Annotated in this window: 14 protein-coding genes; 6 read left to right on the top strand and 8 right to left on the bottom strand. The window is 38.6% G+C overall.

Annotation, left to right across the window (positions count from 1 at the left end; all coding sequences use genetic code 11):
* Positions 1-27: 27 nt before the first annotated feature.
* Complete coding sequence (locus VIHSUH07_RS00205) at positions 28-939, bottom strand: mechanosensitive ion channel family protein (RefSeq protein ID WP_105083467.1); 912 nt, start codon at positions 937-939, stop codon at positions 28-30.
* Positions 940-1,111: 172 nt separating this feature from the next.
* On the opposite strand from VIHSUH07_RS00205, the gene VIHSUH07_RS00200 reads away from it, so the two are divergent.
* On the top strand, positions 1,112-1,888 hold the full coding sequence (locus VIHSUH07_RS00200) for an adenosylcobinamide amidohydrolase (protein WP_105083466.1): 777 nt from the start codon (positions 1,112-1,114) through the stop codon (positions 1,886-1,888).
* Between the two features lie 84 nt (positions 1,889-1,972).
* On the opposite strand, the gene VIHSUH07_RS00195 is transcribed toward VIHSUH07_RS00200, so the two are convergent.
* The 3 genes from VIHSUH07_RS00195 to VIHSUH07_RS00185 are packed head-to-tail and all read right to left on the bottom strand — an operon-like array spanning position 1,973 to position 5,199.
* Positions 1,973-2,950: an asparaginase gene (locus VIHSUH07_RS00195; RefSeq protein WP_105083465.1), complete on the bottom strand. Its 978-nt coding sequence runs from the start codon at positions 2,948-2,950 to the stop codon at positions 1,973-1,975.
* Between the two features lie 18 nt (positions 2,951-2,968).
* A complete protein-coding gene (gene nadE / locus VIHSUH07_RS00190; RefSeq protein WP_105083464.1) occupies positions 2,969-3,739 on the bottom strand; it encodes an NAD(+) synthase in 771 nt (256 codons plus the stop codon).
* Positions 3,740-3,747: 8 nt separating this feature from the next.
* Entirely contained in the window at positions 3,748-5,199 is a 1,452-nt protein-coding gene (locus VIHSUH07_RS00185) for a nicotinate phosphoribosyltransferase (protein WP_105083463.1), read from the bottom strand.
* Between the two features lie 219 nt (positions 5,200-5,418).
* Between VIHSUH07_RS00185 and VIHSUH07_RS00180 the strand changes: the two genes are divergently transcribed.
* The 4 genes from VIHSUH07_RS00180 to VIHSUH07_RS00165 all read left to right on the top strand — a co-directional run bounded on the left by VIHSUH07_RS00180 (position 5,419) and on the right by VIHSUH07_RS00165 (position 10,406).
* On the top strand, positions 5,419-6,867 hold the full coding sequence (locus VIHSUH07_RS00180; protein WP_105083462.1) for an aminoacyl-histidine dipeptidase: 1,449 nt from the start codon (positions 5,419-5,421) through the stop codon (positions 6,865-6,867).
* Between the two features lie 264 nt (positions 6,868-7,131).
* Positions 7,132-8,097 carry a CobW family GTP-binding protein gene (locus tag VIHSUH07_RS00175; RefSeq protein WP_105083461.1) on the top strand — a complete coding sequence of 322 codons (966 nt, stop codon included), beginning with the start codon at positions 7,132-7,134 and terminating at the stop codon, positions 8,095-8,097.
* On the top strand, positions 8,094-9,620 hold the full coding sequence (locus tag VIHSUH07_RS00170; RefSeq protein WP_105083460.1) for a permease: 1,527 nt from the start codon (positions 8,094-8,096) through the stop codon (positions 9,618-9,620). The genes VIHSUH07_RS00175 and VIHSUH07_RS00170 overlap by 4 nt, the downstream gene beginning before the upstream one ends.
* Before the next feature lie 12 nt (positions 9,621-9,632).
* Entirely contained in the window at positions 9,633-10,406 is a 774-nt protein-coding gene (locus VIHSUH07_RS00165; protein ID WP_105083459.1) for a TIGR03943 family putative permease subunit, read from the top strand.
* A gap of 55 nt (positions 10,407-10,461) precedes the next feature.
* Here the strand turns inward: VIHSUH07_RS00165 and VIHSUH07_RS00160 are convergent, their stop codons facing one another.
* The gene (locus VIHSUH07_RS00160) at positions 10,462-11,019 is read right to left on the bottom strand and encodes a biotin transporter BioY (protein WP_005375383.1); all 558 of its coding nucleotides are present in this window, start codon (positions 11,017-11,019) and stop codon (positions 10,462-10,464) included.
* Between the two features lie 317 nt (positions 11,020-11,336).
* Here VIHSUH07_RS00160 and VIHSUH07_RS00155 point away from each other — a divergent pair, with 317 nt between their 5' ends.
* On the top strand, positions 11,337-11,930 hold the full coding sequence (locus VIHSUH07_RS00155; RefSeq protein WP_005375308.1) for a PepSY domain-containing protein: 594 nt from the start codon (positions 11,337-11,339) through the stop codon (positions 11,928-11,930).
* A 309-nt stretch (positions 11,931-12,239) separates the two neighbouring features.
* Here VIHSUH07_RS00155 and VIHSUH07_RS00150 read toward each other — a convergent pair whose 3' ends face one another.
* The 3 genes from VIHSUH07_RS00150 to VIHSUH07_RS00140 all read right to left on the bottom strand — a co-directional run bounded on the left by VIHSUH07_RS00150 (position 12,240) and on the right by VIHSUH07_RS00140 (position 15,942).
* Positions 12,240-13,511 (bottom strand): O-acetylhomoserine aminocarboxypropyltransferase/cysteine synthase family protein, encoded by a 1,272-nt coding sequence (locus VIHSUH07_RS00150; protein WP_038148077.1) that lies wholly within the window; start codon positions 13,509-13,511, stop codon positions 12,240-12,242.
* A 275-nt stretch (positions 13,512-13,786) separates the two neighbouring features.
* Positions 13,787-14,746, bottom strand: coding sequence for a homoserine O-acetyltransferase MetA (gene metA, locus VIHSUH07_RS00145; protein WP_105083458.1), 960 nt, complete (start codon positions 14,744-14,746; stop codon positions 13,787-13,789).
* An 11-nt stretch (positions 14,747-14,757) separates the two neighbouring features.
* On the bottom strand, positions 14,758-15,942 hold the full coding sequence (locus VIHSUH07_RS00140) for a MalY/PatB family protein (protein WP_105083457.1): 1,185 nt from the start codon (positions 15,940-15,942) through the stop codon (positions 14,758-14,760).
* Between the last annotated feature and the right edge of the window lie 7 nt (positions 15,943-15,949).

Raw genomic sequence — 15,949 nt, 5'->3', positions numbered from 1 at the left:
CTAACAATCAATTATTGTTCGCTTGCACTATATATCCATATTCGTTGCAGTAGCTTTTTTCTTTGTTCCTTTTAGTTCACCCGTAGAAGTATCTACATTTTGTACATATACTACACGTTGCGGATATGGAATATCGATACCATATTTATCAAAGGCATCCTTTACATCAGACATGATACTGTATTGTACAGTTAAATAATCATTGGTCTTAACGCGGGCAAAAGCTGAAATTTTTACAGAGTTATCTCCAAACTCAGAAATACCGATTTCCAAGTTTTTAACATCAAGAATGCGCTTATCATTAGCAAAGACATTCTTTAAGATCTTTATCGCCTCATGATGGTCGTTATTATACCCAATATCAAACACAAAAGGAATGACACGTACCTTTGTATTGGTAATATTCGTAACGTTTTGTGATGTAAGCAATGAGTTTGGTATATAGATTTGTTTTTGATCCTTTGTAATGATGATGGTATACATAAATTGAATTGCCGTAACACTACCTACCACATCACCTACTTGGATAACGTGGCCTGCGCGGAATGGCTTAAATATTAAAATCAATAATCCGGATGCTAAGTTTGACATATTATTTTGTAATGCCAAGCCGATACCTAAACCAAAGGCACCAAAAGCAGCCACAAAGGATGTAGTGGGAACACCAATTTGGTTAAGGCAGATCAAAACCAAACCAATGAGCAATAGGTAGTTGATAATTTGGGTTACAAAACTCATCGCTGCAGAATCATAATTGGCACGTGTCATCACACGAACAGCAAAATTTTTAACCCACCGAATAAGATAGCGGCCTATTACAAATATAATGAGTGCTAGCAGAATATTACCCGCTTGGCTCAGAAACCATTCTCTCAATTTTAACAAGACATTGGCATCTTTAAACAACAGCTCTGATGCGGCTGCTAAGAATTCGTACATGTATACCTCCACAATTCTCAAGGTGACTTACTCAAATCTATGGTAAACATATGATATAATTTCACATATAAATATTACGTATTATAAATAACTTATATGAAGATAATAAAATATTACCTTTTATTATAGCTTTATATTCTATATCTAACAATGATAAACTAGGGAGTCCTATATGTCTAATAATCCATATACAGCGCCAGATGAACTAATATCCGGTGGTCATGTCACTAAAGAATGTAACTCTGTAACCGTACTCTTTGACGACATTCACTATTCCTTGAGCAGTGGTCAATTAAACGGAGGCTTTCACCATACATTAGGTGTACGCAATCAACAATTAACCTACCATATTGAAACAGAAAAAGATTTACCTGGTGGCTCTGTGGCAAACTATTTAGCTCAAGAATTTGAGCACATCGATGTGCCTGTACATTTCAGCACTGCACTGCTAACCTCGGCTACACCATCCCTTCATGCGTATACAATGGTACAAGAAAGCGATACAATCGTTGAAACCATTGTTACTGGGGGGTATAAGCAAACGGCCCATCGTGCAGGAACAGGTTATTGTTATGAAGAAAAAGATGGTGAATTCCACACTCCTGGCACGATAAATATCCTCGTATTCACCAACAAGGCCTTAACAGATAGTGCGATGGTGAAAGCTATCATGACGATTACCGAGGCTAAAACGGCAGCATTACAAGATTGGAAGGTAGAAAGTACCAAAGCCATTCCTAAATACAATACACAAATAGATCACAGTTTAGCAAAAGAAATGAACACCTCCGCTACAGGAACGGCAACAGATGGCATCATCTTAACTATCAATACAAATGGCGATGTATTGACGGATGCCGGATCCTATTCCCTATTTGGTGACACATTAGCCAAAGCTGTATACCTAGGTGTGCAACGAGCATTAGAAAATGCCATCGGCACTGAATAATCGATGCAAGCAAAAGACCCTTTGTGAATAATCGCAAAGGGTCTTTTTATGTCTATCTTATTTGCATACCATTACTTGTAATGCTTAGTATTCTCCGAATATGCGTTCTAAATCCTTACAAGTTCGTTCCTTTTGTAACGCTAACATCAACAAGATACGAGCCTTTTGAGGTGACAAGCTATCACACACAAAATAGCCTGCGTCCGCATCTTGAGGAACCTTAGATACTATGCCACTACCTGTACGCGATGCGCGTACAACAGGTATTGGTAAATTAGATGTTACCTTGCGGATAGGTTGTGGTATCGTACCATGTCCTAACCCAGCTAGAATCAAACCAGATGGGTTCGTTGCTACTATAGCAAGCCCCATAATTTCTTCAATACCTGCATAACATGTTAAGATTTCAACACGTGGCAAATCATCATCGTCTGGCAAGCCAAATTCAGATTCCATAGTATGTTTACGCAAAGGGCTCATATAGTAACGGGCTGCACCATCCTGCACAATGCCAAGATGACCTGCATTAGGACTACCAAAGGTCGCCACGTTAGTTGTATTCATTTTAGTTACATCCCGTGCACCATCAATATAGCCATTCATAACGACTAGTACACCCTTATTATAAGACTCTGGTGTTCGAGCCACTTGTATAGCCTGTAACAAATTAATAGGGCCATCAGCACTGACAGCACCTGCAGGACGCATCGAACCGGTTATAACGATAGGCTTATCAGTATGAACAGTAAGATGTAAGAAATACGCTGTTTCCTCCATACTATCCGTGCCATGTGTAATAACAACACCTGCAACATCATCATTATCTACACATTTTTGTACTAATTTCGATAGGCGGACCCATTGAAATAGCGTTATATCTGAGCTTTCAATATTACAAAATTGATTGCACACAAAAGGTCCATACTCTCTAACGCCAGGGACAGAGGATATAATTTCTTCTAAGGGCAATACACCTGCCGTATAACCCGTCAAATCAGTGTCCGAAGCTCCTTGGCCCGCAATGGTACCGCCTGTACCAATGATTGCAATTTTCTTAGTCATCATATCCTCCTATAAATATCATAATGTAGACGGTTTAAAAGAAGGCATTAATTCAAGTTTATGGCGATTGATGCGTTGTAGATAATCAATGCGCTCCTTCGTTTTTATATCTTCAATTTCACCGGTTCGAATATACCGGTCGAGAATGGCATAGGTAAATCCTAGTTTATCCTCATCGGATTGACCACTGAGGCCATCACTCGGCGTTTTATCTACTAAATGACGTGGAATATCCAAAAGGCGTCCAATCTGACGCACCTCTTCAACCACGAGATTAGCCAATGGACTAAAATCACCTGCTGCATCGCCAAACTTTGTAGAATAACCCACATAGTCTTCAGATCCATTACATGTATTAGCCACACGTGCACCATGTGGTAAATTTTGACCTACCGCATATAATGTGGCCATCCGCAAACGAGGTGGTGTATTAATTTCTGCATCTCGTGCTAACTCTGTACGGCCTGTTACACGGGAAAAGCCTTCGCCTTGTACAATGGCCTCTGTCAATGCACGATAGGCATTACCAATATTCACAATCATATAGGGAATGCCAAGATGCGTAACCACCTCTTTTGCATCATCTATATCGGATTGTACATCATTTGGCATAAGGACGCCTACAACGCGTTCTGCACCAAGCGCCTCCTTACAAATAGCGGCTACCACGGTTGAATCCTTACCGCCCGAAATGCCGACTACAGCGGAACAGGTAGGTCCATTTTGTTCAAAATAGTCCCGAATCCACGCTACTAATTCCTCTTTTGTTCGTTCTGGATGTGTAAGCATAGATCCTCCTATTTTTTACGACCAATACGATTTAATAAGTCCATCTTCATATGGTAATAATCAGGGCTCATATCTAGATAGTGACGATGTGGATTTTCAAAGCGTTGTTCTTCCGGCCAAATTTCATGAGCTAATTGGTCTTGTACATAGGATCGTATCGATTCCAATGTTGGGGATGGTACGATTTGTTCGCCCCCTTTAATCATGAGTTCCTGCATATTTTTAAATGTACAGTTTTCATAGTACAATTCTCGCCATGGCTTTTCTGGATCAATATAGCGATATGGTTTGTCTGTAGATGGCACTTCACCAGGTAATGTCAATAGCTCCGCAATGGCGCGACCATCCTCATTATAAACGCGATATACCTGTTTCAAACCAGGATTGGTAATCTTTTCTACAGATTCAGAAATCTTAATGCGCGGTTCCCATACGCCGCGTTTCTCAACGCCTGCAATCTTATACACAGCACCGAATACAGGATCCGTTTTCGACGTAATCAACCGTTCCCCTACGCCAAAGATATCAATAGGCCCACCTTGATTTAACAAGGATGAAATCGTATATTCATCAAGGCTGTTAGACGCCATGATTTTACAATCATTCATGCCTGCATCATCGAGCATGTGGCGCGCTTGCTTAGCTAGATACGCCAAGTCACCAGAATCGAGGCGAATGCCTTTCAAACGATGCCCCATTGGCTCTAATACCTCGCGGGCCACCTTAATAGCATTCGGTACACCAGATTCTAAAACATTATAAGTATCAACCAAGAACACAGCGCTGTCCGGATACACTTCAGCATAGGCTTTGAATGCTTCGTATTCAGAATCGTGGTACATGACCCAACTATGTGCCATGGTACCATTCACAGGAATACCAAATTGTTGTCCTGCTAGAACTGTGGCAGTCCCATTGACACCGCCTATGAAAGCCGCCCGTGCGCCATATACTGCAGCATCAACATTGTGAGCGCGACGCGCACCAAAATCGGATACAATGCGCCCATCAGCAGCGCGTACAATGCGGTTCGCCTTTGTAGCGATAAGCGATTGATGATTGATCATAGTCAGTACTGCCGTTTCCACGATTTGTGCATCGATAAGAGGAGCCACGATAGTCATAATCGGTTCATTCGGATATATGATGGTGCCTTCTTTGAAAGCATATACATCACCGGTAAATTTGAAATTGCGCAAATACTCTAAAAATTCATCACTAAACAAATGTAATGATTTAAAATACGCTATATCCTCCTCATCGAAATGAAGATTCATAATGTATTCTAAAACTTGTTCCAATCCGCCAAAGATAGCAAAGCCACCCTTGTCTGGATTGCGACGGTAAAATACGTCGAAGGCAACGCGGTCTGTATTGTCTTGTTTCGTAAAGTACCCATGAGCCATGGTCATCTCATAGAGATCCATTAGCATACTAATGTTGCGACGTTCATGTTGCATACTTTCACCATCCTACATAAATAAAAGGTATATAATACAGCGCGTTCGTTATTCATTACGCATGATACTATTATAAACTATATACATCGTCTTTTCTATTCATAGTACATGTGATATAACTATATTATAGATAATAATTACTTATTAACTAATGAATAAACATGAATCGTCCTATTTTACTAAAATGTATAGGATATATTTCAGAATGAGAGGTACCCTATGGACACAATCGTTCAAGCAAAACGTGTATTAGAAATATTTAAAGAAATGAGCCAAATTCCACGTGGTTCTGGCAATGAAAAGGGCATTAGCGATTATATCGTCAATTTTGCTCATAACCTCGGACTCGAAGCCACACAAGATAGTGAGTGGAATGTAGTCATCAAAAAACCGGCTACACCAGGCTATGAAAATCGTCCATCCGTTATCCTTCAAGGTCACATCGATATGGTATGCGTAAAAGGTCATGATTCCAACCATGATTTTACTAAAGACCCTATTGCCAACATCATTGAAGGTGAATGGATGCATGCCGATGATACTACATTAGGTGCCGATAATGGTATGGGCGGCGCTATGATTTTAGCAGTTCTAGAAGATAAGAGCCAACAACATGGTCCCCTACAAGTATTGTTCACAACTAACGAAGAAACAGGTATGGATGGTGCTGCAGCAGTAAAAGAAGGCCAAGTAACAGGCGATTATCTAATCAACTTAGACACAGAAGTGGAACATGAATTCTGTGTAAGTTGCGCTGGCGGTTGCCACGTTAATGTATCCATTCCACTATTGCGTGAAAACAATCTACCTGGTTATGATGCAGGTCTTTCATTAACTGTTAAAGGTTTAAAAGGCGGTCATTCCGGTATTGAAATCATCGAACAACGAGCTAATGCAAACCAAGTACTTGCTCGCGTTCTTTATGATTTAGAAAAACAATATTCCTTTAATCTAGCTTCTTTTGTAGGTGGCGTTAAACATAATGCCATTCCATCTAAAGCCGTTGCAACCATGTCTGTACGCAACGAAGATATGGAAGCGATTAAGACCCTTATCAAATTCTACGAAAAAGAATACAAACACGAATTTGCTATCAAGGATCCTGATTTAACATTCGTAGTAGAAGAAATTCCTACACCGGAAACCGTGTATGCTGATGATACATCAGAAGCCTTAATTTCCTATCTCTATCTTGCAGAAGATGGGGTTCACTCTATGAGCCAAACCATCGAAGGTCTTGTAGAAACATCGGATAATCTCGCTATCGTTTCTGAGGGCACACATACGATAGACATCCTCGTATCTGTACGTAGTTCCAATAAAAATAGCTTGGAATACTTATCTAAAAAATTGTTACTCCTTGCCGATACATTAGGCGTTTCTGCTACTCGCAGCGGCGGCTATCCTGCATGGGAATACGATAAAGGCTCTAAGCTAGAGGAACAAGTTATCGCACTTTACAATACCATGTCCGATACCCCTGCTCGTGTAAACGCTGTTCATGCAGGCCTAGAATGTGGCTTATTAAAGAATGTTTTACCAAATACTGAAATGATCAGCTTTGGTCCAACAATCATTAGCCCACATACAAATATGGAACGCGTACATCTACCTTCTGTAGAACATGTATACGTATTCCTTAAAGCATTACTAGAAAAATTACAATAATTTTTCAAAGTTTTACATAATAATATTTATTCAAATAAGCGTATGTACTCATATATATCCTATGAGGCATACGCTTTTTTATAAAATCAATGACATAAATATATAAACACATTCACATATACTCATATTAGTATAATATTATCAATTTTTCTTATAAATCGCTTATTACTTAACTTTGTAAACTATTGTTCATACCCTTACGGGTATTTTTATATGTTATGTAAGAGTAGTATACTATGTTTACATTTACAAGGGAGGCGTATTATGATACCAATTACGATCATATCCGGATTCTTAGGCTCTGGAAAAACAACGTATTTACAACATATATTAAACTGTCGTAACACCAATGAACGTATATTAATTATAGAAAATGATTTTGGTGAAACCAGTCTCGATGCAAAGCAATTATCCGCATCGGGCGCAACTGTACGTGAAGTAACCTCCGGTTGTATATGCTGCAGTCTGCAAGGCAACTTTAAAAATGCCTTAATCGATATTCTATCGACGCAAGATATCGATCAAATCTATATAGAGCCATCTGGAGTGAGCAAATTAAGTGAAATTTTATATACTTGTGATGATGACGATATCACCAGTAAAGCCTATGTCAGCATGATTATAACGGTCGTAGATGCCATGCAGGCACCTATGGCAATTAAGAACTTTGGCCCCTTCTTTAAGGACCAAATAAAACACTGTTATGCTATTCTACTTACTCATGTAGAGGACGAAAAACAGGTTGAAAAAACAAAACAACTCATCGTTGAATTAGCACCACATACACCAATTTATACTGATGTAGATGCACTTCAACAGGATATAAACCAACTAAAATCTAATACTCATAAGGCACACGAACATGATTCCGAAACCTGCAGTTGCCATACATGTAACGACAGTGAGGATTACAACGGCGCTCACCATGATAATCACAGTCATCATGACCATGACTGCCACCACCATGAGCACCAACCATTTGTGACCCATACATTCCATAATCTACAATCCCTCGATGATACACAATGGATTGATTTTTGTAATAATTTACCATCTACAATACTACGGGTTAAAGGTATTATTCCTACCGCATCAGGCCCTATGGAATTACAATACACACCGCAATCCTGTGCTATAACAGCTACACACTTAAATGACTATCACCTAGTTGTTATTGGCACCGAAATAGACATTCCATCTATAAACGAGAAAGTGTGCAGTGCATCATGATTCCTGTATATGTCGTAACAGGCTTATTAGGGTCTGGCAAAACTACCCTAATCAATCTAGAGCTACGAGAACGAAAGAAACTTGGCTCTACAGAAATTATCAGCTTTGAAACAGGTAATACAAAGTTTATAAAAAAGCCTTTATCGATTGAGCCAGATGATATAGAAGAAAATCTACATCATGTAATACAACAGATACAGGATTATCTTTCTACGACAACGCCGAAAGAAATATGGGTTGAATGGAATGGCATGTTTTCATTTCAACAGTTAGAACTCATCTTCTTCAATTCAATTCTAAAACAATTCTGTCATCTAGAACGCGTCATCTACACAGCAAACAGCAACAGTATAACATCTATGATACAGGCACTAGGGGATAGAATTGTATCTCAACTATACAGTGCTGATTATATTATGTTATATGCGAGTGATACGGCACAAACTAAAACGGTAAAAAAACTCTTACAATCCTATAATCCCGAATGTTCCATATTAGTCAATCCTACAGAAAAAGACATTCACAATAGACTCTCTCAACCGATATGGCCATGGTCATTGTACGGCATTGTAGCTATATTGACGTTATATATATTACTGGTCACCGTATTCCGTCATAGTATCTCCTATTCCATCCATCAAGTTTTGGCCATTGCATCAGGCATCATTTTTGAAGGAATACCGTTTTTATTGTTAGGAACCATCATTTCTTCTGCTATCACACTATTGGTACCGGATCGTTGGCTAATGCGTTATCTGAAAGCAGACTCTATTAAAAGCTATGGCATCGCCATTGGTAGCGGTCTTGTATTACCTATCTGCGATTGTGCTACTATTCCTATGTTTAATGCATTATTAAAGCGTGGTATCCCTCAACATATAGGATTATTATTTATGCTCGCAAGTCCTATTATGAACCCCATCGCATTATTAGCAACCTATTATGCATTTCCAGATACGCCACAAATAATACTAGCTCGCATAATTGGTGGTATAGTAATCGCATGTATGGTGGCCCTCACATTTAAATGGAAACCACACAAATTATCTACTATCACTAACAATTTACCTCAGCCAAAAGATTATCAGTATGGTTCATCAAATCAAGAAGGCAATAAAAAGAAAATCTTTCTATTGCACGTAGAACGTGAATTCAGTCAATTACTTATTTACTTCTCTGCAGCAGCTTTCACATTAGCACTATTCCAAGTATGGATAAAACCAACCTTCTTCTCTGGTTCACTCGATGTAGCCACACCTATTGCTAATGCATTATTACTAGCTTTAGCGTTCCTCTTCTCCCTATGTTCTACATCAGATGCCATTATAGGCCGTTCGTTAAGCAATTTATTTCCTATATCAGCAGTTCTTGGTTTCCTATGGTTAGGTCCTATGATTGACATCAAAAACGTATACATGTTACGTCAGTATATCTCAACATCATTTATACTTCGCTTAGTTATTACTATAAGTATTATTACGTATATCATGACATTGCTATTTCAATTTTTATTTAATGTATAAGGAGAACAGACTATGTTATCAGAACTACGAAACAAAGATATACTCAGTGTCATCAAGGGTCTGCTATATACGGCATTAGGTATTAGTTTTTTATATCTCCTCATTACGGGCCAATATAAATTATATGTGGCCCCTCGATATGAATTATTTTTACTCTTAGCAGGTATAGCACTGTTATTGGGAGGTATTGTTTCAATCCTTTGGTCCCCTAATAAACAATACAAACACAATTGGCGCTCTATTACACCCATCATAATTCCTCTTGTATTATTTGTGGTGCCACCGATTTTATCTCCTAATTCTGTACAAGTAACAGGAAATACGGCTGCCACAGAAGATCGCAATGATTTTAATTTCTCTCAAGACGATATTGGCGAAGTGATTACTATCAATAATGAGGCTAAAGATCCTGGTATTTCCAAATCCAAGAAGGAAATCGTATTAAACTCAGACAATTATTATCGCACCATCGTTGCACTCGGTTCTAAACCAGAGGAATATGTAGGGTACAAAATCTACATGACAGGCTATGTTAACCGAGACGACAATACATTAAAATCTAATGAGTTTACACTTTCACGTATGGCCATGGCCTGCTGTATCGCAGACGTATCCCCTATCGGATTAACCATGCATAAGAATGATGGAGATTCTTATAGCAATAAACAATGGGTAACCGTAGAAGGCACCGTATCCACACGAGACTTTCACGGACGTAAGCAACCATACATAGAAATCAACAAAACAAAAGATGCACAAGAAATCTTAGGATATGTATATCCATAGCATAATAAAAGGGCTACCACAAATGTGATAGCCCTCTATTAATATTGTGCATATTTTATCGCAAATGACCTATAATGCGTTTCCCCATCACGGCAGCCACAGCACATAAAAATACATCAGGCCCAACAGGAATCAAGAAACAAGACCAGATAACAGCCCACCAACCAATAGGTGTCCCTAAATATACATTCATTATCATATATAAATAGATCATGCCAAAACCATATACAATGAGCAGATTGATAATAGCACCAATGAGCAATGTTTTAACAGAATGTGTTGGTGAAAGCTCACTGAAGCGCCCCACCACATAGGCGCCAACCATGAATCCAATCAAATAACCAAATGTAGGCTGTAATACATAGCCAGGCCCGCCGCCAGATGTAAACACAGGTACACCGATAAGTCCCAATATAATATAAATACCTACACTAATGGCACCGAGACGGCTGCCTAATATAATACCAGCCAATGTAGTAAATAAAATCTGCAGTGTAAATGGACAGTTTGGAAGTGGCACACGAATAAATGCACCGGCTGTAATTAATGTTACAAATAAGGCCGTCATCGTCAACTCTCTTGTGCTGAGACGTCGATTGGAAATGGAACTCATGGTATACCTCCATTAATAGAATAAAAGAAACCTATCTAAACAAACTACATATCTATTCAAGGTTATTAAACCATTCCATTTTATTTATGTCAACCATATATACTTATATTGAGTTTACATTATGCAAAATATGCAAATAAAAAAAAGGATATACATAATGTATGTCGAATATATTATGTATATACCTAAAAATAAGTATATAGTTTTAATTTTCATCTTATATTCATTTTATGATATTAAATTATGTATAAGTAGATTGAGTAAAATCTACTTGCGCAATTGCTTTTGAGCAAAATCCTTTTATGGAGGTAATTAACATGAAAAAAGTAAATAATTTGTCTAAAGTATTATGTGCTCTTGGCGTAAGTACTGTATTGATTGCAGGCGTAGCATCTGCAGCTCCTACTTACCCAGCTCCTAGTTCCTGGAATGGTGTTGGTAGCGTAGCATCTCCAATGCAAAGTAGCGAAATCGACTACGTAGGCGCTGTTACTACATTACATCGCTACTATCCAGATGCAATGGTAACTTCTATCTCCTATGATGCAAAACATCATCCAACTTACGAAGTAGAAGCATATACTAAGACACAAAAAGTGGAAATGAAAATCGATGAAGCAACAGGTCAAGTTGTTTCCAATCAAGCAAAATCCATTAGTGCATGGAACAAATTAAAGAAATCTCACAGCTTTAATCCACAAAACTCCATCACACCAGAATCTGCTGAAACAAGAGCTATCGAACGCGTAGGCAGCGATTTCCAAACAATGGAATGGGAATTGGAAATGGACGGCAACAAACTTGTCTACAAACTAGACATGACTAACGGCGGCGACAAAAAAGCAGACGTTAAGATCGATGCTATTTCCGGTAAAGTTCTCAGTGCTAAAGTAAAAACTACAAAATACTAAGCATAACCCATATATTATATAGATACACCTAACCACTATATAATATATCTCTCCAATTTCTTAACACACTCATAAAACTAAACACTCATAAAAACTATACACACATAAAACAAACCCTTTTAAACACACATATACACATATTAAAAGACCTTGAATCGTTGAATTCAAGGTCTTTTTTTTTGGGTTATAGGACAAAAAGGCTGTACCAAATTATGTTACGACATCTTGGTACAGCCTCTTATTACAAGGTTTTCTTTTTATGTTCTATAGGTTTTTGGAGTTATGCTTTAAGGAGTTTAGAAGTTAAGATTAAGCTTTATCCAATGCTTGAGAAAGATCATCGATAATATCATCAATATTTTCAAGACCAACAGACAAGCGGATCATATCTGGTGTTACGCCAGCAGATTTTTGTTGTTCTTCGTTAAGTTGTGCATGTGTTGTGGATGCAGGGTGAATAACAAGAGATTTAGCATCCGCCACATTAGCAAGGTTAGAGAAGATTTGCAATGCATCAACCAATTTAATGCCTGCTTCTTTGCCGCCTTTTACGCCGAATGTGAATACTGCACCAACCCCTTTAGGGAAGTATTTATCAGCTAATGGTTTATATTTACTATCTGCAAGTTCTGGATAGTTAACCCAAGCAACTTTAGGATGTTTGCTCAAGAAATCAACTACTTTACGAGCATTTTCTACGTGACGTTCTACACGCAATGACAATGTTTCGATACCTTGCAAGATTTGCCATGCTGCTAAAGGCGTAATGCATGCGCCTGTATCGCGAAGCAATTGAGCACGAATTTTTACGGTGAAAGGAATTGGTAAGTCACCATATACTAGACCGTTGTAGTGTTCGTCCCCTTCAGCAAAGCTAGGATATTTACCAGATGCTTTATAGTCGAATTTACCAGATTCTACAACTACACCAGCCAATGTTGTACCATGACCACCAAGATATTTAGTAGCAGAGTGAACGACTACGTCTGCACCATGTTCTAATGGACGGAACAAGTATGGGGATGCGAATGTATTATCTACGATTAATATAATATTATGTTTATGGGCAATATCAGCTACTGCTTGAACATCGATAAGGTTGATGCCAGGGTTACCGATAGTTTCGATATATACAGCTTTTGTGTTGTCATCAATAGCTGCTTCAAACTCTTCCAAATTGTCAGGATTAACAAATTTAGTTTCGATACCCAAACGAGGCAATGTAGCAGTGAATAAGTTATATGTACCACCATACAATGTAGATGCAGCAACGATATTATCACCTGCGCTTGCTACATTCAAAATGGAGTATGTAATCGCTGCAGAACCAGATGCTACAGCAATACCACCAGCACCACCTTCAAGTTGAGCTACACGAGCATCCAATACGTCAGTAGTAGGATTGCCAAGACGAGAATAAATACCACCAGGATTAGTCAAGGCAAAACGGCCAGCTGCTTCCTCTGCATCTTTAAATACGAAAGATGTTGTTTGATAAATAGGTACTGCACGGGAACCTGTTGGATCCACCGTATGACCTGCATGTAATTGTAATGTTTCAAATTTATATTGTTTGCTCATTAAATTCAACTCCCATTCATCTAAAGGAATAAACTTCATTTCTTATGCCTATTATATTACTATGTATTAAAAAATATGTCTACCACTTTTTATAATACATTCTCCATAACTATAAGCTATAGCAAAAATTTTGGCGTATCTTAAAACAAATGGATATGGAAAGAACCGAATGCGTTCCCAAAGACGACTTTGGCCCTGCGTAGGCCGTAGGCCGGAGTCAGACCCGGCCGGTGGAGTCTTTGGGAACACATTCGGTTCACTTACATACTCTGTATTTAAATATAAGCACCAAAATTTTTATCTCGTTCAAACTTCATTTTCTGAATTTGTTCAATAATATATGGTGTTTCTTGGTATACGTAATAGTTCAACCAATTCGTAAAGAGCAATGTACTAACAGATCGCCATCTTACAATTGGTTTTTGTTTTGGATCATCATCAGGGAAATAGTTTTCTGGTACCGCAATGTCTTCACCTTTAGCAAGGTCTCGTACATATTCGCGATTGAGTGTATCCCAATCGTACTCGGAGTGACCAAAAACAAAGATGTGTTTGTTATCTAAGCTTCGTACGATGGCAGCCCCAGTTGGTTCAGAACCAGCTAACAATTCTAATTCCCTATGTGCTTTAATTTGCTCTAATGAAACTGTAGTATGGCGGGAGTGTGGCATCCAGAACTTTTCATCAAAACCTCGTAAGAGAACCGGTTGGTCGTTATAGATATCATGTTCATAAACGCCGAACAATTTAGTATCCATAATTTGTTTATTAATGCCGAAATGATGGTACAGGCCAGCCTGTGCGCCCCAACAAATATAGAACGTGGAGCATACGTGTTCTTCACTCCAATCCATAATTTCTACAAGCTCATCCCAATAGTCAACCTCTTCAAAAGGCATCAACTCTACAGGAGCACCGGTAATAATCAAGCCATCAAAACACTCATCTTTAACTTCGTCAAAGGTACGGTAAAAAGTATCTAAATATTCTGCATCTACATTCTTAGATTTTCGAGATGCGGTATGCAATAAAGTTAAGTTTACTTGCAACGGGCTATTACTAAGAGCGCGAAGGATTTGTGTTTCCGTAACCTCTTTTGTAGGCATCAAATTGATAAGCAAAATATGAAGCGGACGAATTTGTTGTGTTTCCGCTCGTTCCGTATCCATTACAAAGATATTCTCTTGTGCTAACTTTGTTATGGCCGGTAAATTCTTAATAACTTTAATCGGCATTGTGAAACCTCCTAAAACCCTTTAGCAACATAAGCGCGACGCAATGCCTCTAAACCTTCTGTCAATGTTGCACGAGGACAGGCAACATTGATGCGTTCAAACTTTTCACCATCTTTACCAAACATGGAGCCACTATCTAGCCATAGCTTTGCATCATTAAGTAGCCATTGTTCACGTTCTTCTGGAGTCAATGGCAGTTCAGAGCAATCAAACCACATGAGATACGTCCCTTCAGGTCGATACATATGAAGCTTCGGCAAATGTTCCTCAAAATAATCAAGAGTATATTGAATATTCCCTTGAATGTATTCCTTTAATTCATCAAGCCATGGTCCACCCACTTCATAAGCGCCTTGGCAACCTACAAGGCCCATCGTGTTCAATTGACTATAGCCTGCACGATCGATTTCTTTGACAAATCTACGACGCAAAGAATCATTAGGGATGAAAATATTAGACACTTGTAAGCCCGCAATATTAAAGGACTTACTAGGCGCTGTACAAACGATGCAATGCTCAGCATAGCTTTCACCTAGATTAGCAAAAACAGTATGCTTGTGCCCATCCCATACGAAATCCGCATGAATTTCATCGCTAATAATAATGACATTATGTTTGATACAAATATCACCAAGACGTTTTAACTCATCTTCGGTCCACACGCGGCCCACAGGGTTATGAGGATTACAGAGCAAAAATAATGTTACATTGTGCTCAATAATAGCCCGTTCCACACCTTCAAAATCGATTGTATATCTATCTTCACCTTGAATCAAAGGCACATTAATCAAATTACGATCATTATCATCGATGACCATGCTGAATGGATAATATACAGGTTGATTAATGAGTACGCCTTCCCCTTCCTTTGTGAAAGCACGCACTGCCATAGCAAGCGCAAATACAACGCCCGGAGTTTTTACGAGCCATTTTTTATCTATATTCCAATTAAAACGGCTAGCGAACCATTCTTTTAGTACATTGAAATAAGCATCATCAGATTCCGTATATCCGAAAATACCATGATTAACGCGATCTAACAAGACTTGCTTTAATTCACTAGGAATTTCAAAATCCATATCCGCTACCCAAAATGGTAATACATCAGCAGGTTTACCACGTTGTACAGCAAAATCATATTTTAGAGACTTTGTATGCTTGCGATCTACGATTTTGTCAAAATTATATCGGCCCATAATAGCC

It is taken from the genome of Veillonella sp. T34266-5, assembly GCF_002959815.1.
In the GTDB taxonomy this organism is placed as follows: Bacteria; Bacillota; Negativicutes; order Veillonellales; family Veillonellaceae; genus Veillonella; species Veillonella atypica.
This window is presented reverse-complemented; position numbering and strand designations above follow the sequence as displayed.